Consider the following 22449-nt stretch of genomic DNA (forward strand, 5'->3'; position numbering starts at 1 on the left):
GGGGGGCGCGGGCCCGGCCGCCCGCCCCCCCCCCCCCCCCCCCCCCCCCCCCCCCCCCCCCCCCCCCCCCCCCCCCCCCCCCCCCCCCCCCCCCCCCCCCGCGGAGCTCTCAGGGGCGGCCGAGGCCGATGGCGTAGCCGGGCCAGAAGGTGCCCGCGGCCGGGCCGCCGTTGCACGGCCCGTCCGACTCGCCCGCCCGCTTGATCCACAGGTTGGCGTCCTGGCGGCTGCCGTCGGCGACCGCGCCCGGGACCGCGCCGAGCTTGCGCCCGCCCGGGTTGCACCACTCGCCGTTGCCCCCGACGCCGTTGCGGCTGGTGTCGACCACGTAGCGGGCGCCGCCCAGGCGTGCCGAGAGGGCCTCGGCGTAGGTGCGCTCCTGGGCGGTGGTCATGAAGTTGCTGACGTTGGTGGCGAAGCCGCGCGCCTGCTCGACCCCGGCCTGGCGCAGGCGCTCGGCCACCAGCGCGACCTGCCCACCGGTCCACCCGGAGTTGCCCGCGTCGAGGTAGACGGCGTCGACGCCGGCGGCGCGCAGCTGCTGGACCGCGGTGCGCAGCAGACCCAGGCGGTCGCCCTGCCCGGCGCAGGCCCCCACCTGGGCGATGGCGTCGGGCTCCACGACGACGGCCGTGCGGGTGCCGCGCAGGCCGGCGGCGACCTGGGCGCTCCACGCGGAGTACGTCTGGGGCGTCAGGCCGCCGGCGGAGTGGTTGCCGCAGTCGCGGCCGGGGACCGCGTAGGTGGTCACCACACCGGTGCGGCCCGCGGCGTTGGCCCGCAGCGCGTACTCGCGCACGGTGGCGGCGACGGTGGCGGTGCTGTTCCAGTCGCCGACCCACAGCGAGACCCCGCCGCTCCTGATGCGCTCCAGCGCGGCCGCCCCGGCGAGGTCGCCGGCGCGGCGCGCCTGCTCCACGGCGGCCGCGGCGTAGGCCGGGTCGGCGTAGGGGGCGCCCGCGGCGAACGGGTTGGCGGCCGTCCACGGCGTCGCGGGGGCGGTCGCGGGTGTGGTCGTGGTCGCGGGTGCGGTCGCCGGGGCGGTCGCCCGCGGCCCGGCGGGCACGAGGGGAGCGGTGCCGGGCGCCGCGCCGGTGCTCGCGGTGACCCGCTCCAGGCGCAGGTTCCGGTCGCACGTGGCGTCGCGGTGGTCGTTGAGGAAGCGGACGGAGACGGTGTGCGTGCCCGCGGCGACGCCGGGGCGCAGCTGCACCGGGTAGTCCCAGGAGCCGGCGGAAGCGGCGTTGACGACGTGCGTGCGCCCGAGGACGGAGCCGTCGAGGCTGATCTCGGCCTCCGGGGCGGCGCTGCCGCACAGGTCGGCGCTGGCCCGCAGCACCAGGCGCCCGGGGACGGACGCGCTCGTGGCGGTGGCGACCTCGACGCGGGTGGAGGCGCTGCCGTCGGACCACAGCAGCGCGCCGGCGGCGTCCACCTGCCCGACGGAGGGCGACGACAGGGTCCAGGACGCGGCGGCCTGCGCCGGAGCGGCGAGGGCCGCGGCGGCGGCGGCCAGCAGCGCGACCGAGCCGGTGGCGGCGACCCGCCGGTGAGCGGTGCGCCGCCCGCGGGCCTCCGGCGCGGACCGGACCTGCGACGTGGACCGGTCCTGCGACGAGCTGCGCATGCCACCTCCCGAGCTGGAGGCGCCGACTGCGCCGTCCTCGGCCCCCTTCCTCGGCAGCAGGTGGCCGAACCTTGAGCCCGATCTCCGGAGGGCGTGCGGAAACGCTTTCCCAATGACTGTCCGACGTTCAACCACCACCGACGGTGAAATGTTGCCGGAGGCGAAGTTTCAGCGGGCGCAACGCCCAGGAGCTTCCTAGAGTCCGCTGGTCAGGTCCTGTGCAGGCACGGGGCTGCGCCGGGGGGATCCGTGCGCGCCGGACGCCGCACGGGGACGCTGGACCTCGGGGTGCCGGTGTGACGCAGTCGTCCCGGACCCGGTCCGGATGTCCTGGGAGAGGCCTTGCCCGCACCTGAAGACCCGCACGCCTCCTCGCCGTCCGCGACCGCCGTGCGCAGCGCGCGCCACCGCGGCCCCGGCGCCGTGCCGTCGAGGTTGCCGGAGCGCGAGCGCGAGGAGCGCGAGGACCGCTACGACTACGCCCGCTACGCCACGCTCGCCGGGCCCTTCGAGCCGGTGCCCGCGGACCGCCCGTACCGGGTGCGGTTCCGCCGCCTGGTGGCCCGGGACGGCCGCCGCGGCCGCGTGGTGCTCATGGCGTTCGCGGCCATCGCCTTCGAGGCGCTGTTCCTCGCCTGGCTGCTGCTGCCGGGGCACCTGCCCGTCGACGACGGGACGTGGCACCACTGGCTGGCCGTCTCGCTGGTCGTCTCCATCGGTGCGATCGAGCTCATGCGGCTCGTCAACGTCCTGACCCTCACCCGCGCCACCTGGCTGAGCGCCGACCCGGTCCCCGTCGCACCCGAGCCGGGCTCCCGGGTGGCGTTCCTGACGACGATCGTACCGGGCAAGGAACCCCTGGAGATGGCCGAGCGCACGCTCGCGGCGGCCCGGCGGGTGCGCCACGACGGGCAGTTCGACGTCTGGCTGCTCGACGAGGGCGACGACCCCGACGTCATCGCGATGTGCAGGCGGCTGGGCGTGCGCCACTCCAGCCGCAAGGGGATCCCGGAGTACAACCGGCCCACCGGCCGCAACAAGGCGAGGACCAAGCACGGGAACTACAACGCCTGGCTGGACGAGCACGGCGACGGCTACGACTTCTGGGTCAGCGTCGACACCGACCACGTCCCGCTGCCCGACCTCGCCGAGCGGCTGCTGGGCTACTTCCGCGACCCCGACGTGGCGTTCGTCGTCGGCCCGCAGGTGTACGGCAACACCGGGAACCTCGTCTCCCGCCTCGCCGAGAGCCAGCAGTACCTCTTCCACGGCGTGCTGCAGCGCGCGGCCAACCGGCACGGCACGGCGATGTTCGTGGGCACCAACAACGCGGTCCGCATCAGCGCGCTGAAGGACATCGACGGCCTCGCGGACTCCATCACCGAGGACGCGGCCACCTCGCTGGTCTGGCACGGCCGCCGCAACCCGGGCACGGGACGCCGCTGGAAGAGCGTCTACACCCCGGACGTCCTGGCGGTGGGGGAGGGCCCCGCCTCCTGGAGCGACTACTTCACCCAGCAGCACCGCTGGGCCCGCGGCACCGACGAGGTGCTGCTGCGCCAGGCGTGGCGGTTCCTGCCGCGCCTGCCCGCCGGGCGGGCGCTGCACTACCTGCTGCTGATGTCGTACTACCCGTCGGCGGCCCTGTCGCTGGTCCTGGGGACCCTCAACGTCGTCGTCTACCTGACCACCGGGATCGGCGGTCTGGTCGTGGCCGCCAACCTGTGGCTGATGCTCTACGTGAACGCCGCGGTCCTGCAGGTCGGCATCTACTTCTGGAACCGCCGCTACAACGTCAGCCCCCACGAGGAGGAGGGTTCCTCCGGGATCTCCGGGATGTACGTCTCGGTGCTGTCGGCGCCCATGTACGTCTCCGCGCTGGTCGACGCGGTCCGCGGGCGCAACGTCCCCTTCGCCGTCACCCCCAAGGGCGCGGACGGGCAGCGGGACCACGCCGCCACGTTCCGCCGCAACAACGCCTGGGGACTGCTCGTGCTGGCCGCGCTGGTCACCTCGTTCGTGCTGGGCCACGACGAGCCGGCCATGCGCGGCTGGGCGGTCCTGTCCGTCGTCACCGCCTTCCTGCCCATGGCCACCTGGCTGGCCGGGCGCACCGCCGCCCGCTGGAACGGGCGCCGGAGCCCCGCCGCGGCCGACGGCGCCCCGCACGCGCCGGGGAGCATCGACCTGACCGCGCCGGAGGGTGCCGCCGGGACCCCCGGACCCCCGGTCGCCGTCCCCGCCCAGACCTCCCACGACATCGACTGGAGCACCCGATGACCCGCGAGCCGATCGACGGCCACGACCACGACGGCCGGCCGTCCCCCGCCGCGCCGGGTCCGGTCGCCGCTGCCCGCCGCAGCCGGCGCCGGACGTCGCGGAAGACCCGCAACAAGGTGCTGGTGGCCGTCACCGCGGTCGTCGTCGTGGCGATCAACGGTCCCGTCGCCGCCTCCGCCGGCGGGCGGGCCGTCGAGGCCTACCGCACCTCCCGGCCGGCCTACACGGCCACGCACGGCTCCTGGCGCACCGTGAGCCTGCCCGAGCAGTACCGCGCCCGGGCCATGCACGCGGCGCTGCTGCACAACGGCAAGGTGCTGCTGGTGGCGGGGTCGGGCAACAGCCAGGCCCAGTTCGACGCGGGCACGTTCTCGACGGTGCTGTGGGACCCGGCCACCGGCGCGGCCAGGAGCATCCCCACGCCGGAGGACCTGTTCTGCGGCGGCCACGCCTACCTGCCGGACGGCGACCTGCTCATCGCCGGCGGCACCCGCGAGTACGAGGTGCTGGCCGGTGATGTCACCCGTGCGGCCGGGGTGATGACCGTCAAGAACGAGTCCGCCGACACCGGCGAGGTGCGCCTGCCCCGGGGCACCCGGTTCACCTCGGCCGGCGGCCACGCGTACGTCAGCACCGAGGAGGTGGTCGTGGCGCCGGCGCACCGGATGGGCGACGGCAGCCTCATGGCCTCCACCCGGGACGTGTGGGTGCAGGCCGAGGAGGAGGGCGAGGCGCCGGTCGTCACCGGCGGTGCGCAGTACGACCTGACCGGTCTGGCCCCGGAGGTCTCGCGCTACGTCTACGGCGTCTCCGACGGCCTGACGCTGGACAAGCAGAACTACCGCGGCCTCGACGCCTCCTACGTCTTCGACGTCGCCACCGAGCGCTACGTGGAGACCGGCCGGCTGGAGGAGTCCCGCTGGTACCCGACCCTCGTCAGCCGCGACGGCGGTGACGTGCTCGCCGTCTCCGGCCTCGACGAGTACGGGCGCGTCCTCGACGGCGACACCGAGGTGTTCTCCGCGCAGGACGGCACGTGGAGCCGGGCTCCCGAGCTGGACCAGTACTTCCCCACCTACCCCCACCTGTTCCGCCTCGCCGACGGGCGGATCTTCTACTCCGGGGCCAACACCGGCTACGGCCCGGCCGAGGAGGGGCGCCAGAGCGGCATCTGGGACCTCAGCACCAACTCCTTCCAGGACGTCGGCGGCCTGCGGGACGCGGACATGAACGAGACGGCCACCTCGTTCCTGCTGCCCCCGGTGCAGGAGCAGAGGGTCGCCGTGGTCGGCGGCGGCGCCGTCGGCGACGCCCCGGGCTCGACGAACCGCTTCGACGTCGTCGACCTGGACGCCGGCGCCGCCCCCGGCTGGCAGCCGGGTCCGGACTACCCCGCGGACGTGCGCTACCTCAACGCGGTCACCCTGCCCGACGACACCGTGCTCCTCACCGGCGGCTCGACCGGCTACCGCGGGAAGGGGGACTCGGACCTGCACCTGTCGCGGATCTACGACCCCGCCGCCGGCACCCTGACCGAGGCCGCGCCCAACCGCATCGGCCGGAACTACCACGGCACGGCGCTGCTGCTGCCGGACGGCCGCGTGATGACGATGGGCTCGGACCCGTTGTTCTCCGACGCGGACGACACGCTGCCGGGGCAGTTCGAGACCCGCATCGAGATCTACACCCCGCCGTACCTGCACACCGGCACCGAGCGGCCGACGGTCACCGCGATCACGCCCGCCGGGGCGCCGCGCGCGGTGTTCCCGGTGCCCTCCTCCAGCGGCAGCGAGACCAGCAGCGCAGGTGCGGGGACGACGGGCGTCGTCGACGCCCTCCGGGACACGGTGGACGCCAACAGCTCCAGCACCGGCAACACCGGTCACGCGGGGCACGCCGCCGAGGAATCCGCCCAGCCCGCCCCGGAGTCGGTGGACCCGCCCGCACCGCGGCCGGTCCTGCAGCGCGGCAGCACCTCCCACGTCGAGGCCGGTGTCCGCGAGGGCGGCTCCATCGTCTCGGCCCGGCTGCTGCGCCCGTCGGCGGTGACCCACCAGACCGACACCGAGCAGCGCTCCGTCGCGCTCGGCCTCACGCCGACCACCGGTGCCGACGGCGCCGTCGACGGCTACGACCTGCACCTGGAGGGCGCCGAGGGCATCACCCCCGACGGGCCCTACCTGCTCGTCCTGCTGGACGACCGGGGCGTGCCGTCGGTGGGGCAGTGGGTCCAGGTCCGGTGACGGGCACGCGTCGGTGGACCCGGCGGCCGGGGCGGGGTGCGCGGCTGCCCGTGCTCGCGGCGGCCGCGGCCCTGCTGTGCGTCAGCGCGACCGCCTGCACCGGGGACGGGTCCGGAGGGGGGCGGCCGAGCCCGCGGCCCACGAGCGCGCTGGCCGGGACGCGGCTGTGGACCGACCCCGAGGGGCACGCCGTCCGCCAGGTGCGCGAGTCCACCGCGGCCGGGCGCACCGACCTCGCGGACGCGCTGGCGCCGCTGGCCGGCGAACCGGTCGCGACCTGGCTGACGGGGACCGAGGCCGACCCCTACGCCAGGACCCGGGACCTGACGAGCGCGGCCGCCGCGCGGGGCGAGACGGCGGTGCTGGTGGTCTACGCCGTCCCCGGCCGCGACTGCGGTCAGCACTCCGCCGGCGGGGCCGCCGGCGTCGACGCCTACCTGGCCTGGGTGGGGTCGCTGGCCGCGGGCATCGAGGAGCGCCCCGCCGTCGTCGTGCTCGAACCCGACGCCGTGGCGCACGCCGTCGAGGGGTGCGTGGAGGACGCCCCGGCGCGCTACCGCGCCCTCGCGCAGGCCGTCGAGATCCTGCAGCGGCGGCCGGGCGTCAGGCTCTACGTGGACGCGGGCAACGCCTCCTGGGTGGACGACCTGGACCGGCTCGCGGACGCGCTGCGCGACAGCGGTGTCGAGCGGGCGGACGGCTTCGCGCTCAACGTCAGCAACTTCGAGACGACCGCGGCCAGCGCCGCCTACGGCCGGGAGCTGTCCGACCGCCTGGGCGGAGCCCGCTTCGTCGTGGACACCTCCCGCAACGGCGCCGGCCCGCCGGTGGGCACCGGCACCGGCGAGGCGCCCTCGTGGTGCAACCCCGAGGGCGTGCGCCTGGGGCAGCCGCCCACGACCGACCCCGGCATCGACCGGGTCGACGCGCTGCTGTGGGTCAAGCAGCCCGGGGACTCCGACGGCGAGTGCGCCCCCGGCGACCCGCCGGCGGGCACGTTCGACCTGCGCTACGCCGGCGAGCTGCTCGGCACGCCGCTGCGACCCTGAGCGCGCCGGGCCGAGCGGCGTGGGTCCGGCCGCCGCGGGTTCAGCTGCCGTCGTCGGCGGGGGTGAGCAGCTCGGCGCGCACCGAGGAGACCAGCTCGCCCACCCGGCGCAGGAACTCCGCCGTCGCCGGCCGCGCCTCGTGGTCGCGGTGGGCGTCGCGGTCGCGGTACACCTCGTAGAACAGCCGGGCCAGCGGTTCGCCGTCGACCAGGTGCGGGGTGTAGACGAGCGTGCCGGGTTCCTCGGCGCGGATGCCGGGCACGGTCTCGGCGACCAGCCGGTCGAACGCGGCGGCGGAGTCGGCGTCGGGCAGGTCGAAGCGGACGGCGATGGCGAACACGGGGTCTCCTGTCAGCGGGCGGTCATCAGCGGGCGGTCGGGTCGGTGGCGGGTGTGCGGATCCAGTCGAACGTGCGCCGGACGGCCTGCTGCCAGTCCTCCCAGCCCCGTTCGCGCTCGGCGGGGTCCATCGTGGGCTCCCACTGCCCGGCCCGGTGCCAGCGCCGGCGCAGCGCCTGGGTGTCGGGCCAGAAGCCCACCGCCAGCCCCGCCGCGTACGCGGCGCCCAGCGAGACCGTCTCGCTCACCATGGGCCGCACCACGGGCGCGTCGAGGACGTCGGCGAGGGTCTGCATGAGCAGGTTGTTGGAGGTCATCCCGCCGTCGACGCGCAGCGAGGCCAGCCGCAGGTTCGAGTCGGCGTCCATCGCCTCGACGACCTCGCGGGTCTGCCAGGCCGTGGACTCCAGCGCGGCGCGGGCGATGTGGCCCTTGGTGACGAAGGAGGTGAGGCCGATGATCAGGCCCCGGGCCTCGGCGCGCCAGTGCGGGGCGAACAGCCCGGAGAACGCGGGGACGAAGTAGCAGCCGCCGTTGTCCTCGACGGTGCGGGCCAGCGTCTCCACCTCGGGGGCGGTGGAGATGAGCCCGAGGTTGTCGCGCAGCCACTGCACGAGGGCGCCGGTCACCGCGATCGAGCCCTCCAGCGCGTACGCGGGCGGTTCGTCGCCGATGCGGTGGGCCACCGTCGTCAGCAGGCCGTGCGAGGAGCGGGTGATCTCGGCGCCGGTGTTCATGAGCAGGAAGCTGCCCGTGCCGTAGGTGCACTTCGCCTCCCCGGGGGAGAAGCAGGTCTGGCCGAACAGCGCCGCCTGCTGGTCGCCGAGCGCGGCCGCGATGCGGGCGCCCGGCACGACCGAGCGCGCGCTGCCGTAGACCTGCGAGCTGGCCAGGATCGTCGGCAGCGCGGCCCGCGGGACCTCGAAGGCGGCCAGCAGCTCCGCGGACCAGTCCAGCGTGCGCAGGTCCATGAGCATCGTGCGGCTGGCGTTGGTGACGTCGGTGACGTGGCGGCCGCCGTCGGGGCCGCCGGTCAGGTTCCACACCAGCCAGGAGTCGATGGTGCCGAACAGCACGTCGCCGGCCTCCGCGCGCCGGCGCAGCCCCGGGTCGCGGCGCAGCAGCCACGTCATCCGCGGGCCGGCGAAGTAGGTGGCCAGCGGCAGGCCGCAGACGTCGGCGAAGCGGTCCGGGCCCGCCGCGCCGGCCAGCTCGGTGACGAGGTCGGCCGTGCGGGTGTCCTGCCAGACGACGGCCGGGCTCACCGGGTCCCCGGTGCGCCGGTCCCAGGCCACGACCGTCTCGCGCTGGTTGGCGACGCCGACGGCGACGACGTCGGCGGGGGTGGCCTCCACCTGCGCCATCGCCTGCGGCACCAGCCGGGCGACGTTGCGCCAGATCTCGGCGGCGTCGTGCTCGACCCAGCCGGGGCGCGGGTAGTGCTGGCGGTGCTCGCGCTGGGCGACGGCCACCAGCCGGCCCGCGTGGTCGAAGAGGATGCAGCGCGTCGAGGTGGTGCCCTGGTCGATCGCGACGACGTAGCCCCGGTGCTCGGGCCGGCGCTCGTCGCTCACGGCGGCCATCCTGCCCGAGTCAGTCCGCCCGCGAGCCCAGGCCGCGCGAGATGGACCGGGCGGCCTGGCGGACGGCGGGCACCAGCCCGGCGCGCGGGCGCCCGCGGGTGTCCACGAGGCGGTCGGCGTCGCCGTCGATGCCGACGGCCCCCACGACGAGGCCGCCGCGGTCGCGCACGGGGGCGGCGATGCCGGCCGTGCCCTCGGCGAGCTCCTCCACGTCCAGGGCCCAGCCCTGCTCGCGCACCGCGGCCAGGGTGCGGCGCAGCGCGGCCGCCTCGACGGTGGTGCGCGCGGTGAGGGCGCTCAGGCGACCGCGCGGGCGCACCGGCGCCGAGGCGAGCAGCACCTTGCCGAGCGCGCAGGCGTGCGCGGGCAGCGAGGTGCCGGTGAGCAGCTCCTGGGCGCTGTCGTCGGGGCGGAAGACGTGGTGCACGACGAGGGCCCGGCCGTCCACGAGGGTGGCCAGCTTCACCGACTCGCCCGTGCGGCTGGCCAGCGAGTCGGCCCAGTTCACCGCGTGCGCGCGCAGGTCGTTGGCGTCGATGCGGGGACGGCCGAGGTCGGCCAGCCCGGGGGAGGCGCGGTAGTCGCCGGCCTCGTCCTGCTCGACGAAGCCGACGTCGACGAGCGTGCGCAGGATGCCGTGCGCGGTGGTCTTGGCCAGGCCGAGCGCGTTGCCGACGTCGACGACGCCCAGGCCCTGCCCGGCGCCGGACAGCAGCCGCAGCACGGCGGCGGCGCGCTCGATCGACTGGATGGGCCCCGGCACCCGGGCATCCTCGCGCGCGAGGCCCGACAAGAGGAATCTCCTTGACAACTGTTCTTGTCGGTAGGACGCTGGCGACGTGGACGAGGTGGCGGTCATCGAGGACGCGGCGGCGGCCGAGGCGTCGCTGGACCCGGTGCGCGCGGCGCTGCTCGCGGCGCTGCGCACCCCCGGCACCGCCTCGAGCGTCGCCCCCGCCGTCGGCCTGACGCGGCAGAAGGCGAACTACCACCTGCGCACCCTCGAGCGGCACGGGCTCGTGCGGCTGGTCGAGGAGCGCCGCAAGGGCAACGTCGTGGAGCGGGTGGTCCAGGCCAGCGCCGCCTCCTACGTCATCTCGCCCGCCGCGCTGCCCGCCGTGGCGCCCGACCCGGCGCGCTCGCGCGAGGAGTCCTCCGCGCGCTGGCTGCTCGCCCTGGGCGCCAAGCTCGTGCAGGACGTCGGCACCCTGATCGCGGGGGCCGCCCGGGCCCGGCGCCCGCTGGCGACCTACGCCCTGGACGCCGAGCTCGTCTTCGCCTCGGCCGCCGACCGCTCGCGCTTCGCCGCCGAGCTCTCGCGCACCGTCGCCGACCTCGTCGCCCGCCACCACGCCGAACCCGTCCCCGGCGGCCCGGCCGGCCGGCGCCACCGGCTGGTCGTCGCGCTGCACCCCGCGCTGAAGGACCCCGCACCCGAGCACCACCCCGCGCTCCACCCCGACCCCAGACCGGAGGAACTGCCGTGAAGAACTTCGAGGTCCACGACGAGCTCACCGTCGACGTCCCCCCGCAGGTGCTGTTCGAGGCCGTCACCGACGGCACGGCCGGCTGGATGTGGGAGATGGAGGCCCCCGAGCACCGCGAGGGCGGGAAGGGGGCCTGGGGCAGCACCGTCACCGCGTGGGACCCGCCGTTCCACTACGCCAACCGCCTGGAGGGCGAGGACGGCTCCTCCAACGTCCTCGACTACCGCATCGAGGCCCGCGGCGGCGGGGCGCACCTGCGCTACGTGCACGCCGGCGTCCTCGGCGAGGACGACTGGGAGGGCCAGTACGACGGCGTCCGCAAGCACACCGCCTTCTACCTGGCCACCCTCAAGCAGTACGTGGAGCGGCTCGGCGGCCGCCCCGCCCGGTACGTGGGGATCGACGGCCCCGAGAGCTCCTCGCGGCCCGGCTCCTTCGAGGCCGTCGTCCGCGCGCTCGGCGTCGGCGAGGCCGCCGTCGGGGACGCCGTCACCGTCGCCGTGCCCGGCACGCCGCCGTTCGAGGCCGTCGTCGACCACCGCAGCGAGCACTTCCTCGGCCTCACCGCCCCCGACCTGCTGGTGCGCGTCTTCGGGCGCGAGGCCTTCGGCGCCGGCACGGCGGTGAGCCTGCACGACGTGTCCGGGACGCTGGACGTCGCCGCGGCGCAGCGCGCCTGGAAGACCTGGCTGGACGGGGTCCTCGGCTAGGACCCGTCCCCGCCGGGGGTGCTCAGCGGCGCAGCTGCCCGGTGGCGGCGAGCTCGTCGGCGACGTCGCGCAGCTTGCGGTTGCTCTCCTGGCTCACCCGGCTCAGCAGCGTGAACGCCTGGTCGGCGGTGATCCGGTGGCGCTCCATGAGGATGCCCTTGGCCTGCCCGATGACGTCGCGGCTGGCCACGGCCACCCGCAGGTCCGCCACCTGCTCGGTGGCGGCCAGGGCCGGGGCGGCGTGGGCGACGAACAGCTGCCCGACCTCCTCGGACTCCTCGTCGAAGGCGCCGGGGAGCGCCGAGACGAGGTCGAGGGCGCCGAGGTTCTCGCCCGCCACGTAGAGCCGGAAGCAGAGCATGCTGCGCAGGCCCACCTCCCCGGCGCGGGCGGCCAGCTGCGGCCAGCGCTCGTCGGTGCTCAGGTCGGCCACGTGCGTGACCGCCTGGTGGAAGAGCGTGTCCAGGCACGGGCCCTGGCCCGTCTGGTCCTGCAGCTCGTCCAGCCCGCGGCCGCGCTCGCCGCTCGCGGCGGCGGAGAACACCCGCCGGGAGCGCACCCGGGTCAAGGTGGCCTCCTGGGCGCCCGGCACCAGCGCGGCGGCGGCGGCGACGACGCGCTCCATCACCGCCTCGGGGGACTGCTCGGGGTGCAGCTCGAGCGCCAGCCGCGCCAGCCGCTGCCCGAGGTCCCCGCCCGGCTCCCGTGCTCCGTCCCCGTCCACGGGATCATCGTGACCGCTCGGTCCTGCCCGTGCCACCCGCGCGGGCCGTGCGCCGCCGCCCGCCCCGCGCGCCGCGCGGGCGGCGGCGAGCATGATGAGGGCGCACACCGGTCCCCGTCTGGAGAGCCTCCTCGTGAACACGCCGCACCCCGACCCGCACGACGACCTGCTGGCCGCCCTGAGCGGGGACGGCGCGGCGGCGACGTCCCTGCGCGAGCGCCTGGCGCAGCGCCCCCCGGTGCCGTCGGCCGCACCCGACGAGGTCGCCCCCGCCGAGGAGGTCCTGGTCCGCCCGGTGACCTCCGCGCAGAGCCGGGCCCTCGCCGCGGCGCTGTCGGGGCCGGTGCTGCTCGACGCGCCCCGCGGCACCGGCGGGCTGGGCGCCGAGGGCCTGCTCGTGGCCCTGCTGGCCGCCGAAGCGCTGCGCGGGCGACGGGTCCTGCTCGCGACCGGCCCGGCCGGGCTCGAGGCGCTGCGCGCCGAGCTGGCCCGCGACGGCCTGGAAGGCCTGCTCGGTGACCCGGCCGACGGGGCGCCGGCGGGTGCGCCCGCGCAGGCGGTCCCGGCCACCGGGTCCCCGGCCGCTGCGCAGGACGAGCGCTGGGTGGAGGACCGCGCCCGCCTGGCCCGCTACGCGCAGCTGCTGCACGCCCCGCTGGGCGACAGCGGCCGCAGCGCCTTCGAGGTGCTCGGCGAGCTGGGCGCGCAGGGCGGTGCGGCCCCGCCGGTGCCGGCCGGGGCCGCGGACTGGGACGCCCGGCGCCGCGCCGAGGTCGTCGACCTCCTGCTGGCCGCCCGCCGCTCCGACGACGGCGGCGGCGCCGAGGTCCCGGACGGCGCGGGTGCCCGCACGGTCGAGGACGTCGACCGGCAGCTGGACTCGCTCGGGCGGCTGCCCACCGCGCTGGACGCCCTCGAGGCGTCCCTGGCGGCGCTGGAGTCCGAGCTGTCGTGGCGGCGGCCGCGCTCGCTGGCGGAGGCCGACGCGGCGCTCGCGGTCCTGGAGCGCGTCGAGCGGGCCGGGCGCGACTACGCACCGGCCGCCTTCGGCACCGACCTCGACCTCGCGCGCACGGCATTCGCGCAGGCCTCGCGCTCGCTGCTCACCGCGGAGGGCCGGGCGGGCCGCCGCGAGGTCCGCGCCCTGGCCGCCCTGCGCCACGACGGCGCCTTCACCCCGGCCGACGTCGACCGGTTGCAGCAGCTGCGCGAGGAGTGGTCCGCGCACGCCCCCGGCCGGCCCCGGCCCTGGGCGGGCCGCGCGCAGCTGGCGCAGCAGGTGGGCGCCGTGCGCGAGGCGCTCGCCGGCACCCCGGCACCCGGCGACCCGTCCACCGCTGACGCCACCGGGGACCTGGAGGCCCTGCGCGCCGCCGCGGCGCGGCAGGAGTCGCTGCGCGCGCCGCTGCTGGCGCACCGCCGCCGGCTGCAGGTGGGCGAGCAGGGGCTGGCGGACCTGCTGACCGCCGTGCCCGCCGGTGCGTCCGAGGCGGAGGTCGCCGCGCTCGTGCGCTCGGTGTCCCTGCGCGCCCTGGCCGCGGCCGTGCTGCCCGCCCTCGAGGACGCCGTCGGCGACCACGACGAGCGCGTGGCCGGGTTCCGCGCCCTCGAGGTGCAGCGGGAGCAGGCCGCCGCACGACGGCTGCGGGACGAGCTCGCCCGCGCCGCGCAGCCGCCGGTCACCTCCTGGCTGCTGGACGAGGCCGGGTCCGAGGCGGGGTCCGAGGGTGGTGCGGGGTTCGACGTCGTCGTCGTCGACGACGTGCACCGGCGACCGCTCGCCCAGGTGCTGGCGGCCGCCCGGCGCGGCCGGCGCCTGGTCGCCCTCGGCGCGGGCGCCGCGGCCGTGGACGGCTCGGCGTGGAGCGCCCTCGCGCAGCTGCTGCCCGTGCAGGACCTGCGCTGGCCGCCGGCGCTGGAGCAGGTGCCGGACTCGCCGCTGCAGCGCGCCGTCGAGGCGGCGCTGCGGGCGGCCGGCCTGCCCCTGGCGCACGGCCGCCGGGTCGGCGGCTACCCCGTCGACGTCGCCGTCGCAGCGGCCGAGGGCAGCGGCGAGACCCTGCTGGCCGTGGAGCTCGACGGCCCCGCCTACCGCGCGCTGCCCACGGTGCGCGACCGCGACCGGTTGCGCCCGCAGCAGCTGGAGGACGCGGGCTGGGCGGTCCACCGCCTCTGGAGCACGGCGTGGCACCGCGACCCGCAGCGGGAGGTGCAGCGCGTCGTCGAGGCGTGGCGGCGGGCGGGTGCGCAGGTGCGCGCGCGCCGGGCCGAGGAGGAGGCGCGCCGGGCCGAGGAGCAGGCTCCCGCGGAGGTGCCTGCGCCTGCGGAGGTGCCTGCGCCTGCGGAGGTGCCTGCGCCCGTGGAAGCGCCCGCGGAGGTGCCTGCGCCCGTGGAGGCGCCTGCGCCGGCGGAAGCGCCCGCGCCGGCGGAAGCGCCCGCGCCGGTGGAGCAGCCCGCGGCGCAGCCCGGCTTGCCGCCGGGGCTGGCCTCCTCGGCCGAGGACGCGGCGGCCGTGGCGGCGTTCGTCGAGCGGCTCGCCGGCACCCACCCCAACATCGACCAGACCCCGGCGGACGTCCTCGACGCGGCGTTCAACGAGACGTACGCCGCGCTCGGGCTGAAGGCCACCGACCAGGAGGTCCTCGACCACGCCATGGACCTGCTGACCTTCCGGCGCCGGGGGCTGAAGGTGCAGCGGGCGTTCAAGGAGGCCCAGCAGCGCAAGAAGAAGCGCATGCGCGCCGCGAAGATCAAGATCTGAGGCGGGCGCCGGTCAGCAGCGCGCCCACAAGCGCGACCACACCAGCTCCGCGGCGCCGGTGAGCGGGCCGTCCTCGCCGAGGGCGGCCGCCCGCACCGGTGGCGGGTCGGCGCGGCGGAAGGCCATGAGCCCGGCGCGGTAGGACTCCTGCAGCACGTCCCCGGCCACGTCGGCCACCCGCACGCCCAGGCCGCCCAGGGTGACCAGGTCGGCGTCGAGCGCGTTGACGAGCCCGGCCGCACCGCGCCCCAGCGCGGCGGCCACGCCGCGCACCGCGGCGCCCGCGCCGGCCTCCCCGGCCGCGGCCCGGTCCAGGACCCGGTGGCTGGAGGCGACCGGGTCGCGCGGCACCGGCTCGCCGAGGGCGCGGGCCAGCGCGGCGCCGTCGAGGGCGGTGCCCCAGCAGCCGCTGGCGCCGCAGCCGCAGGCGACGCCCGGGTCGCCGAAGGGGAGGTGCCCGAACTCCCCGGCGCTGCCGCGGGCGCCGTCCACCAGCACGCCGCCGGCCGTCAGCGCCCCGCCGAGACCGGCGTCCAGGTGCAGGTGCAGCGCGGCGCGCGCTCCGACGGCGGCTCCGCGCGCGGACTCCCCGACGGCGGCCAGCCTCGCGTCGTTGCCGGCCACGAGGAGCTCGTCGTCGATCCCGCGACCGGCCCCGGGGCCCGTCCCGGGACCACCGCCGTCGAGCAGCTCGCGCGGCCACGCCCGGCGCAGGTCGACGCCGGACCAGCCGAGCAGCGGGGCGTGCAGGCGGTGCCCGTCGGTGACGAGGCCGGGCACGGCCAGCCCGCAGCCGCGGACGCGGCCGGGGAAGCGGCGGGCGGTGCGCAGCGCGGCGGCCCGGACGGCGGCCAGGACCCGGGCCGGGTCCGTGCCGTCGTGGTGGCCGCCGGCCGCGGCCACGGCGGTGCCGCCCAGCTGCACGGCCTGCAGCCGCCAGCTCTCGTGGCTGACGACCGCGGCCAGCACCAGCGGGCCCTGCGGGTGGGCGGTCAGCGGGCGGGTGGGCCGCCCGCGGCGGCCGCCGGAGGTGGGCGCCCCCTCCTGGAGCAGCTGCTCGGCGACGAGCCGGGTGACGACCTCGGTGGTGGTGCCGGTGCCCGCGCCCAGGGCGTGGGCGGCCTCGGCGCGGGTCAGGCCGGGGCCGGCGTGCACCAGGCGCAGCAGCTGCGGGCCGCGGGCCGCTCCGCTCGTCATCGTCCCTCCTTTTTGCTCGACAGGCGAGTATATTCGGGGCCGTGCGCCCGACCCCCCGACCGCCGCTGCCGCCCCTGCTGCTGCTGACCGCCGCGCTCTTCGCGGCCGTCACCACCGAGGTGCTGCCCGTCGGGCTGCTGCCGCAGCTGGCGCAGGCCTTCGCCGTGGACCAGTCGCGCATCGGCTGGTGGGTCTCCGCCTACGCGGTCGTCGTCGCGGCGGGCGCGATCCCCGTGACGGCCTGGCTGGCCCGCTGGCCGCGCCGCCCGGTCCTCGTCGCGCTCCTGGTCGGCTACGCGCTGAGCAACGCGGCGATCGTGCTCGCCCCCGGCTACGGGTGGGCGCTCGCCGCGCGGCTGCTGGGGGGACTGGCGCACGCGGGCATCTTCTCGGTCGTCGTGGCCACCACCGTCGAGCTGGTCGCGCGCGAGCGCTCCGGGCGGGCGCTGGCGCTGGTGAACTCCGGGGTCACCCTCGCCCTCACCGCCGGGGTCCCGCTGGGCACCGCGCTCGGCGCCGCGCTGGGCTGGCGGTGGGCGTTCGCCACGACCTCGCTGCTGCTGCTCGTCCTGGCCGCGGCCGTGGCGGCCCTGCTGCCGCCCGGGCGACCGGCCGCCCCCGCCGACCGGCCGCCGTCGGTGCGCCAGGCGCTGCGCGGCCGGGCGCTGCTGGCCGTCGCGCTCACCACGACGCTGGTGACCCTGGGGCACTACACCGCCTACACCTACGTGACGCCGATCGTCCTGGCCGCCGGCGTGCCGACCGGCTCGGTCAGCCTCGTGCTCTTCGCCTACGGCCTGGCCAGCCTCGTCGGCCTCGCGCTCACCGCGCGCCTGGCCGACCGCGGCGGCTCGGCGGTGCTGCGCTGCGGCGTGGCCCTGGCCGTGGCGTGCCTGCTCGCGCTGGTCCTCGTCGACGGCGTCGTGGCCACCGTCGGCGTCGTCGCGCTGTGGGGCGCCGCCTTCGGCGCGCTGCCCACGCTGCTGCAGACCGCCGCCCTGCGCGCGAGCGGCGGCAGCGACGCGGCCCCGGCGCTCGTCAACGCGACCTTCAACGTCGGCATCGCCGCCGGCGCGTGGGCCGGCGGGCTGCTGCTGGGCGCCGACGTGCGCGCACCGGCGCTGGCCGGTGCCCTCCTCGCCGGTCTGGGCCTGCTGTCCACGCTGGCCCTGCGGCCCGCCGCCGGAGCCCTGCCCCGGCAGCGGGCGGCGCGGGCCTCAGGGCTCGACGACCATCCGGATCGCGCCGGTGCGCACGTCGTAGACCCCGCCGCCGACGGGCATCGCCGGCGGTAGGAACGGCCAGGAGCGGATGCGCTGCACGTCCGCGACGAGCGTGGCCTCCTGGTCGGCGATCGTGCGGAACTCGATGCTGCGCGAGTCCACGCCCTGCGCCAGCACCTTGGCGTGCACGTCGGCGTCGGTGTTCTTGGTCATCCCGCAGTCGGTGTGCGCCAGGACCAGCACCCGCTCCACGCCCAGCAGGTAGTGCGCGAGCACCAGGGTGCGCAGCACGTCGTCGGTCACCCGGGCACCGGCGTTGCGCAGGATCTTGGCGTCGCCGGGGCGCAGGCCGAGCACGTCCAGCGGGGAGATGCGCGAGTCCATGCAGGTCAGGACCGCCAGGCCGCGGCCCGCGACCCCGGGGCGGCCGTCGTCGACGAAGCTCGCGCTGTAGGCGGCGTTGGCGGTCAGGACGTCGGAGAAGTCATCCACGGCAGGTCATCGTGGCACCCGCCGCGACGCGCTGCGCGCCCGGTCCCGTCCCGTCCCGCACCGTGGAAGACCACGGTGCGGGGAGGAGCGCCGTCAGGCGGCCGGGACGGGGCGCGGGCGGCGGGCGGCCGCGGCCGCGCCGCCGGACACGAGCACGGCCGCCAGCACGAGGAGCATCGCGGCGCGCAGGCCGACCTCCTCGCCGACGAAGCCCAGCAGCGGCGGGCCGACGAGGAAGGCCAGGTACCCGCCGGTGGCCACGAAGCTCACCCGCGCCGTCGCGCCCTCCACCTCGTCACCGGCCGCGGAGACGCCCAGCGGGAACCCCAACGCCGCTCCCAGCCCCCAGCACAGCACCCCGAGCGCGCCCAGCAGCGCCGACGGCGCGAGCACCACCAGCAGCAGGCCGACCGCGGCCAACCCCGCGCTCGCGCGCAGCACCGGCACCCGGCCGACGCGGTCGACCACCGGCCCGCCGCCCACCCGCCCCAGCGCCATCGCCAACCCGAACACCGCGTACACCAGCGCACCGGCCGAGGCGTCCAGGCCGAAGCCGTCGACGACGATCAGCGGCAGCCAGTCGCTGGCCGAGCCCTCCGCCAGCGCCATCCCGAGCACCAGCACCGCCAGCAGCAGCACGCGGCGCTCGCGGTGCACCGCGGGGCGCGGCCCGGTGCGGTGCGCGCGCACCGGCTCGCGGCCGGTGCCGCCCGGCAGCGAGCGCACCGCCGCGGCGACGACCACGAGCAGCAGCAGCGCCACGGCGCCCAGGTGGACCGGGACGGGCACGTCCGCCGCCGTCAGCGCCACCCCGGCCAGCGCGCCGGCGCAGGTGCCCGCGCTGAAGCAGCCGTGCAGCACCGGCAGCACGGAGCGGCCCAGGGCGCGCTCGACGTCGGCGCCCTCGACGTTGACGGCGATCTCCGCGGACCCGGTGCCGGCGCCGAAGAGGGCCAGCCCGCCCGCCACGACCGGCGCGCTGCCGGCGCCCGCGCCCGCGGCGACGGTGGCCACGCCCAGCACCTGCAGCAGCCCGCCGGCCAGGACGACCGAGCGCGCGCCCCGGCGGGCCACCAGCCGGGGGGAGGCCAGGATCCCCGCCATCGCGCCCGCCGACAGCCCCAGCAGCACCAGCCCCATCCCGCTCGTGCTGGCCCGCACCGCGTCGCGGATGCCGGGGGTGCGCGTCACCCAGGAGGCGAAGGCCACGCCCTGCACGGCGAAGACGGCGAACAGGGCGGCGCGCCGGCGGGCGGCGGTGAGCGGGGGGTGCACGGGACCACCCTGGCAGGGCGCGGGCGGAGCGCCGGGAGGGCCGTCAGGGCGTAGGGTCCGCTGCTGTGTCGATCCTCGTCGTCCGCCACGGCCAGACCGAGTGGAGCCTGTCCGGGCAGCACACCGGCAGCACGGACATCCCGCTGACCACCGAGGGGGAGCGGCTGGCCCGCACGCTGTCCCCCCTCTTCGCGCAGCGGCGCCTGGCGCTGGTGCTCACCAGCCCGCGCCAGCGCGCGCGCCGCACCGCCGAGCTCGCCGGCCTCACCGACGGCCGCGCGCCCGTGGAGGTCGAGGACGACCTCGTCGAGTGGGACTACGGCGCCTACGAGGGCCGCACCACCGCCGAGATCTCCGCGGAGGTGGGCCACGAGTGGTCGGTCTGGCACGACGGCGTCGTGCCGGGCGCCACGCCGGGGGAGTCGGTCCAGGAGGTCGCCGCCCGCGCCCGCGCCGTCCTCACCCGCGCGAACGCCGTGCCCGAGGGGGACGGCGACGTCGTGCTCGTGGCCCACGGCCACCTGCTGCGCGTGCTGGCCGCGACCTGGCTGGGGCTGTCGCCGACCGCCGGTGCGCTCTTCGCGCTGGAGGCCGGCACCTGGGGCGAGCTGGGCCGCGAGCACGGGCGCCCGGTGCTGGTGCGCTGGAGCGTTCCGCCGGTCGGGTGAGCCCGCCCGGGTGAGACCGCTCGCCCGGACGGTTCACCTCGTCGCCCTGCGTGCCGATGGACGTCCGTGAGCGCCGCCTCGATCGCGTGGACGATCGCCGTCCTGGAGACGCTGCTGGCCGCCGCGGCGCTGCTCGTGCTGTGCCTGCGCCGCGACCGCGACCGCGCCGAGCTCGCCCGCACCGACCCCCTCACCGGGCTGGGCAACCGCCGCGCGCTCGCCGAGTCCGCCGACCCGGTGCTGGCCGCCGGGCGCGGTGCGGGCCTGCTGCTGCTCGACCTCGACGGCTTCAAGGACGTCAACGACACCCTCGGGCACACCGCCGGCGACGACGTCCTCGTCCAGGTGGCGCGCCTGCTGAGCGCCACCGTCGGCGGGCGCGGGCGCGTCACCCGCCTGGGCGGCGACGAGTTCGCCGTCCTCGTCGCCGACCCCGCGGGCGCGCAGGAGCTGGAGGTGCTGGCCAAGCGGCTGCTGGCCGCGCTCGCCGTCGGCGGCTTCCACGCCGGGACGGTCCCGCTGGACCTCTCCGGCAGCATCGGCATCGCGCTCGCCGGCCAGGACGGCCGCGACCTCGGGCAGCTGCTGCAGCGCGCGGACGTGGCGATGTACGCCGCCAAGCGCGCCCGCTGCGGGGTCCTGCGCTACGACGCCGCGACCGACCCGCACTCCGCCGGCGGCCTGGAGCTGCTGGGACAGCTGCGGCAGGCGATGGAGGACGACCAGCTCGTCCTGCACTACCAGCCGAAGGTCTCCGGCGACGGCGCCCGGCTGCTCGGCTTCGAGGCGCTGGTGCGCTGGGAGCACCCGCGCCGGGGCCTGCTGCTGCCGGCGGAGTTCCTGCCGCACGTCGAGCGCACCCACCTCATCCACGCCCTCACCCGCTGGACGATGATCACCGCGCTGCGCCAGGCGGCGACCTGGCGCGCGCAGGGGCTGTGCACCTCGATGGCGGTCAACGTCTCCGCGGTCAGCCTCGACGAGGGGCTGCTGGGCGTGGTGGAGGAGGCGCTGGCGCTGGCGCGCTGGAAGCCGCAGGACCTCGTCCTGGAGATCACCGAGACGGCCGTCATCGCGGACCCCGCGGGTGCGCGGCGCACCGTCGCCAGGCTGCGCGAGCGCGGGGTCCGCGTGGCCGTCGACGACTTCGGCGCCGGCTCGACCAGCCTGGGGCACCTGCGCGGTCTCGCCGTGCACGAGCTGAAGATCGACCGGCAGTTCGTCGCCGAGCTGGCGGCCCACCCCGAGGACGAGGTCATCGTCTCCACCGTCATCGCGCTCGCCCACCGCCTGGGCCTGGTGGTCGTGGCCGAGGGCGTGGAGACGGTGGCGGCCGCGGACCGGCTGTGCGCCCTGGGCTGCGACGAGCTGCAGGGCTACTTCTTCGCCCGCCCGCTGCCGGCGGGCGCGGCCCTGGCCTGGGCCCGCTCCGAGGGGCTGGCCCAGCCCGCCGTCGTCGAGCTCGCCTGAGCCGCGCCGCGGCGGCGCTCAGCCCAGGGCGGCCAGGGCGTCGATCTCCACGAGCATCTCCTCGCGCGGCAGGCCGGTGAACACCGTCGTGCGCGCGGGCAGCACGCCCGAGGCGCAGCGGGCGGTGACGAACTCGCCGTACGCCTCGTTCATCGCCGCGAAGTCGTCGCGGGTGGTCAGGTAGACGCGCAGCACGAGGACGTCGTCGAAGGTGGCCCCGCCGGCGCGCAGGACGGCCTCGACGTTGCTCAGCGTGCGCACGGTCTGCGCCCGCACGTCGCCGGGGTGCAGGTACTCGTCCGTCGCCGGGTCGACCGGTCCCTGGCCGGAGACCTGCAGCAGCCCGCCCTTGCGCACGCCCTGGGAGAAGGTGTGGGCGGGGGCGGGCGCGTCGGGGGTGCTGACGGCGGTGCGGTCGGTCGCGTCGGTCACGGGGAGGTCCCTCCAGGGGTGTCGTACCCGCAGTCGCGGGAGATGTCCGCGGTCGCGGACGTCAGGGTGGGCACGAGGGCCAGGAGGGCCTCGTGGGGCAGCAGGACGTCGGGCACCGAGATCGAGACGGCGGCCCGGACCCGCCCGTCGGCGCCGTGCACGGGTGCGGCGACGCAGTTGACGAACGACCCGTCCTCGGCGCGCTCCTGCGCCCAGCCGCGCTCGGCGACCTCGGCGACCTCGGCGAGCAGGGCGTCGGGGTCGGTGGTGGTGCGCGCCGCGGACGCCGGCACCGGCAGGGCGCGCACGAGGCGCTCGCGCTCGGCGGGCGGCAGGCCGGCGAGGAGGACCTTGCCGACGGCCGTGCGGTGCAGCGGCGCGGTGCCGCCGATGCGGGAGACCGTCCGCACGGGCGCGCCGGCCGGCTCCAGCTCGTCGACGTAGACGCAGCCCGCGCCCGGTCGCGGGTCGAGCACGGCCAGGTGGACGGTCCGGCCGACCGCGTCGCGCAGCCGGCGCAGGCGCGGTGCGGCCGCGGTGCGCACGTCGAAGGAGTCCAGCGCCTGCTGGGCGAGGCGGAACAGGTGCGCGCCGAGGACGTAGCGGTGCTGGTCGTCGTGGTGGACGTACCCGGCGTCCTCGAGCACCCGCAGCTGCCGCAGCACGGTGCTCTTGTGGGTCCCGCTGGCCGCGGCGAGACCGCCCAGCGTGCAGGTGCCCGCGGCCACGAGGTCCAGCAGGCCCAGCGCCCGCCCCAGGGAGGCGCTCACGGCGCCGCCGGGGAGGGGACCTTTGACCGGACCACGCGGCGATGCTAGAACGGCGTCCCACCTGGGTGCAACGACCGTTGCACGGAGCGCAACGCGGGTCGGGGCGACCTGCGACGAGG

19 protein-coding genes are annotated in these 22449 nt (G+C 77.3%); 9 read left to right on the forward strand and 10 right to left on the reverse strand.

What is annotated here, in order from left to right:
* Window positions 1-109 precede the first annotated feature (109 nt).
* Window positions 110-1627, reverse strand: coding sequence for a glycoside hydrolase family 6 protein (locus tag ACRYM2_RS09610; protein WP_432521775.1), 1518 nt, complete (start codon window positions 1625-1627; stop codon window positions 110-112).
* A gap of 342 nt (window positions 1628-1969) precedes the next feature.
* Between ACRYM2_RS09610 and ACRYM2_RS09615 the strand changes: the two genes are divergently transcribed.
* From ACRYM2_RS09615 to ACRYM2_RS09625, 3 genes are read left to right on the forward strand one after another with little or no spacing between them, the layout of a single operon-like run.
* Window positions 1970-3907: a glycosyltransferase family 2 protein gene (locus ACRYM2_RS09615; protein ID WP_432521776.1), complete on the forward strand. Its 1938-nt coding sequence runs from the start codon at window positions 1970-1972 to the stop codon at window positions 3905-3907.
* The gene (locus ACRYM2_RS09620) at window positions 3904-6150 is read left to right on the forward strand and encodes a galactose oxidase early set domain-containing protein (protein ID WP_432521778.1); all 2247 of its coding nucleotides are present in this window, start codon (window positions 3904-3906) and stop codon (window positions 6148-6150) included. The genes ACRYM2_RS09615 and ACRYM2_RS09620 overlap by 4 nt, the downstream gene beginning before the upstream one ends.
* Window positions 6147-7199 (forward strand): glycoside hydrolase family 6 protein, encoded by a 1053-nt coding sequence (locus ACRYM2_RS09625; RefSeq protein ID WP_432521780.1) that lies wholly within the window; start codon window positions 6147-6149, stop codon window positions 7197-7199. The genes ACRYM2_RS09620 and ACRYM2_RS09625 overlap by 4 nt, the downstream gene beginning before the upstream one ends.
* A 40-nt stretch (window positions 7200-7239) precedes the next feature.
* On the opposite strand, the gene ACRYM2_RS09630 is transcribed toward ACRYM2_RS09625, so the two are convergent.
* From ACRYM2_RS09630 to ACRYM2_RS09640, 3 genes are read right to left on the reverse strand one after another with little or no spacing between them, the layout of a single operon-like run.
* Window positions 7240-7539 carry a putative quinol monooxygenase gene (locus tag ACRYM2_RS09630; protein WP_432521782.1) on the reverse strand — a complete coding sequence of 100 codons (300 nt, stop codon included), beginning with the start codon at window positions 7537-7539 and terminating at the stop codon, window positions 7240-7242.
* A 25-nt stretch (window positions 7540-7564) separates the two neighbouring features.
* A complete protein-coding gene (glpK, locus tag ACRYM2_RS09635; RefSeq protein WP_432521784.1) occupies window positions 7565-9112 on the reverse strand; it encodes a glycerol kinase GlpK in 1548 nt (515 codons plus the stop codon).
* 19 nt (window positions 9113-9131) lie between these two features.
* A complete protein-coding gene (locus ACRYM2_RS09640) occupies window positions 9132-9884 on the reverse strand; it encodes an IclR family transcriptional regulator (protein ID WP_432521786.1) in 753 nt (250 codons plus the stop codon).
* 76 nt (window positions 9885-9960) lie between these two features.
* Between ACRYM2_RS09640 and ACRYM2_RS09645 the strand changes: the two genes are divergently transcribed.
* Both ACRYM2_RS09645 and ACRYM2_RS09650 read left to right on the forward strand, forming a co-directional pair.
* Window positions 9961-10608 carry an ArsR/SmtB family transcription factor gene (locus tag ACRYM2_RS09645; protein ID WP_432521788.1) on the forward strand — a complete coding sequence of 216 codons (648 nt, stop codon included), beginning with the start codon at window positions 9961-9963 and terminating at the stop codon, window positions 10606-10608.
* A complete protein-coding gene (locus ACRYM2_RS09650) occupies window positions 10605-11318 on the forward strand; it encodes an SRPBCC family protein (RefSeq protein WP_432521790.1) in 714 nt (237 codons plus the stop codon). The genes ACRYM2_RS09645 and ACRYM2_RS09650 overlap by 4 nt, the downstream gene beginning before the upstream one ends.
* Before the next feature lie 22 nt (window positions 11319-11340).
* On the opposite strand, the gene ACRYM2_RS09655 is transcribed toward ACRYM2_RS09650, so the two are convergent.
* Entirely contained in the window at window positions 11341-12042 is a 702-nt protein-coding gene (locus ACRYM2_RS09655; protein WP_432521792.1) for a GAF and ANTAR domain-containing protein, read from the reverse strand.
* Between the two features lie 133 nt (window positions 12043-12175).
* Between ACRYM2_RS09655 and ACRYM2_RS09660 the strand changes: the two genes are divergently transcribed.
* A complete protein-coding gene (locus ACRYM2_RS09660) occupies window positions 12176-14803 on the forward strand; it encodes a hypothetical protein (protein WP_432521794.1) in 2628 nt (875 codons plus the stop codon).
* 12 nt (window positions 14804-14815) lie between these two features.
* On the opposite strand, the gene ACRYM2_RS09665 is transcribed toward ACRYM2_RS09660, so the two are convergent.
* A complete protein-coding gene (locus ACRYM2_RS09665) occupies window positions 14816-16000 on the reverse strand; it encodes an ROK family protein (RefSeq protein WP_432521796.1) in 1185 nt (394 codons plus the stop codon).
* A gap of 41 nt (window positions 16001-16041) precedes the next feature.
* Here ACRYM2_RS09665 and ACRYM2_RS09670 point away from each other — a divergent pair, with 41 nt between their 5' ends.
* On the forward strand, window positions 16042-17295 hold the full coding sequence (locus ACRYM2_RS09670; RefSeq protein ID WP_432521798.1) for an MFS transporter: 1254 nt from the start codon (window positions 16042-16044) through the stop codon (window positions 17293-17295).
* Here the strand turns inward: ACRYM2_RS09670 and ACRYM2_RS09675 are convergent.
* Window positions 17218-17715, reverse strand: a complete 498-nt coding sequence (locus ACRYM2_RS09675; RefSeq protein ID WP_432521800.1) for a beta-class carbonic anhydrase — start codon at window positions 17713-17715, stop codon at window positions 17218-17220. The two genes, ACRYM2_RS09670 and ACRYM2_RS09675, sit on opposite strands and share 78 nt — an antisense overlap.
* A 93-nt stretch (window positions 17716-17808) precedes the next feature.
* Window positions 17809-18990 (reverse strand): MFS transporter, encoded by a 1182-nt coding sequence (locus tag ACRYM2_RS09680; RefSeq protein ID WP_432521802.1) that lies wholly within the window; start codon window positions 18988-18990, stop codon window positions 17809-17811.
* Window positions 18991-19055: 65 nt separating this feature from the next.
* Here ACRYM2_RS09680 and ACRYM2_RS09685 point away from each other — a divergent pair, with 65 nt between their 5' ends.
* Window positions 19056-19658: a histidine phosphatase family protein gene (locus ACRYM2_RS09685; RefSeq protein WP_432521804.1), complete on the forward strand. Its 603-nt coding sequence runs from the start codon at window positions 19056-19058 to the stop codon at window positions 19656-19658.
* Window positions 19659-19724: 66 nt separating this feature from the next.
* Window positions 19725-21128 (forward strand): putative bifunctional diguanylate cyclase/phosphodiesterase, encoded by a 1404-nt coding sequence (locus tag ACRYM2_RS09690; protein WP_432521806.1) that lies wholly within the window; start codon window positions 19725-19727, stop codon window positions 21126-21128.
* A gap of 18 nt (window positions 21129-21146) precedes the next feature.
* On the opposite strand, the gene ACRYM2_RS09695 is transcribed toward ACRYM2_RS09690, so the two are convergent.
* The gene (locus ACRYM2_RS09695) at window positions 21147-21560 is read right to left on the reverse strand and encodes a RidA family protein (protein WP_432521808.1); all 414 of its coding nucleotides are present in this window, start codon (window positions 21558-21560) and stop codon (window positions 21147-21149) included.
* Window positions 21557-22330: an IclR family transcriptional regulator gene (locus ACRYM2_RS09700; protein WP_432521810.1), complete on the reverse strand. Its 774-nt coding sequence runs from the start codon at window positions 22328-22330 to the stop codon at window positions 21557-21559. Before ACRYM2_RS09700 ends, ACRYM2_RS09695 begins: the two co-directional genes overlap by 4 nt.
* Window positions 22331-22449: the final 119 nt, after the last annotated feature.

Origin of the sequence: Kineococcus aridisoli (assembly GCF_050871885.1) — a bacterium.
Lineage (GTDB): Bacteria > Actinomycetota > Actinomycetes > Actinomycetales > Kineococcaceae > Kineococcus.

What these genes read in the sequence shown, in the direction of transcription:
- ACRYM2_RS09665 (WP_432521796.1), bottom strand. Translation starts at nt 16,000, where the DNA reads ATGACGAGCGGAGCGGCCCGCGGCCCGCAGCTGCTGCGCCTGGTGCAC.
- ACRYM2_RS09610 (WP_432521775.1), bottom strand. Translation starts at nt 1,627, where the DNA reads ATGCGCAGCTCGTCGCAGGACCGGTCCACGTCGCAGGTCCGGTCCGCG.
- ACRYM2_RS09620 (WP_432521778.1), top strand. Translation starts at nt 3,904, where the DNA reads ATGACCCGCGAGCCGATCGACGGCCACGACCACGACGGCCGGCCGTCC.